Genomic DNA, 1670 nt, shown 5'->3' with positions numbered 1-1670 from the left:
GAGTTTTGCGCTTTCGATGAGGGTCATGGCATCAGCGATGTTGTCCCCACCAGCATCGGAACCGGCAAAGAGATAGTTTTTTCGGCCGACGCATACGGGCCGTATGGCCCGTTCGGCAGGATTATTGTCAATGGCGACACGACCATCTTCCACAAACAGGGTAAAGGCGGTCCATCGGTTGAGCGCATAGCGGATCGCTTTTGCCAGTTCTCCCTTCCCGGGGATGCGGGCGAGCTGTGCTTCGCACCAGGCATGGAACGCTGCAACGCGGGGGCGGCTTTTTTCCTGCCGGATCGCCAGGCGATAGGAGGCCGGATGCCCGGTGATCTGCCGCTCGATATCGTAGAGCTCTCCGATCTGCTCAAGCGCTTCCCTTGCAATTGTCGAGCCGCTGCCTTTCCAGACATCATGGAATGCCCGACGCAGGTGGGCCCAGCAGGCCGCTTCGCGCACACGCACGGTTCCCGTTGCATCGGGTTTATACAGGTCCCTGAACCCGGCGTAGGCGTCTGCCTGCAGAATACCACGGAACTGTGCCAGATGGGTCTGGGGATTGATCCCCTTGCGATCGGGAGAGAACCAGTAGGCAACGGCGGGCGGATCGCTGCCACCCCAGGGGCGGGGATCGCGCAGATAGGTCCAGATCCGCCCTTCCTTCACACCGCGTGGTTTGCCAGCCTGGCGCAGGCGGGGATCAAGAACCTGGATGGGCGTATCATCGGCATGAAGCAGGTCTGCCCCCACGATCTCCTGACGGATCAGTGCCGCCAGGGGACGCAAGACTGCAACGGCCTGACCACACCAGTCGATCAGGGTTGAACGAGGGATTTCGACACCCTGACGGGCAAAGATCTCGTTCTGACGATAAAGCGGGATATGGTCATCGAATTTCGAGACCAGGATATGGGCCAGGAGCCCGGGGCCAGCCATGCCCCGGGGGACAGGGCGCGATGGCGCTTCAGGCTGCACCATTGTTTCGCAATGACGGCAGGATTTCTTCAGCCGTGCCGTTTCGACGACTTTCAGTTTTGCTGCGATGAATTCAAGGATTTCGGTGACATCTTCGCCAACGAGGCGCAAGGGACCGCCACAGGTGGAACAGGCTTCACCCGGGTCGAGCACAATGCGCTCCCGTGGTGTGGCGTCCGAGACCCGGGGCCTGCCGCGCCGTCTTTGGGGAGAGACCACGGCATCGCCGCGATCGTGCTCCCCACTTTCGGGAGACGGATCTGCAGCTGCAATGGCGATTTCCACATCTTCGAGGAGCAGTTCGAGCTGTTCAGTCTCACGCTCGATCTTTTCTGAACTGGCCCCGAATTTCTGTTTCTGCAGGCGAGCGATCCGGATCCTGAGCGACTGGACAAGGGCATCATAGGCCCGGGCCGACGCCGACAGCCGCACGATCTCGCCCTGCTGGGCCATGATGATGCCCTTGAGGGTCTCCAGATCATCAGGCAGGGGGCCAGAGTGTCGCTCCATCTCTGGATAATAGCGGAAAACTGCCAGAAAACAAAGAAATCCGCGACAGAAATAACGAAAAAAAATCAGGCTACGCGAGAGGGGGGCGCCGACCAGGATGGCCGTCTCCAGTCGATTCCTTCCCAGAGCATGGCCATCTGTGCGGCTGTCAGGCGGGCAACGCCATCTGCCGGGGAGGGCCACGGAAAACG

General features: G+C 60.5%; 1 protein-coding gene. It reads right to left on the bottom strand.

The genetic code is table 11. The features are described 5' to 3' along the window. A partial coding sequence (gene tnpC, locus AC1RQ9_RS18800; RefSeq protein WP_485988107.1) for an IS66 family transposase occupies nucleotides 1–1479 on the bottom strand: 1479 nt, incomplete at its 3' end. Nucleotides 1480–1670: the final 191 nt, after the last annotated feature.

It is taken from the genome of Komagataeibacter ossonobensis, assembly GCF_057359305.1.
Note: the sequence above shows the minus strand (reverse complement) of the source record. Positions and strands in the feature narration are given on the sequence as shown.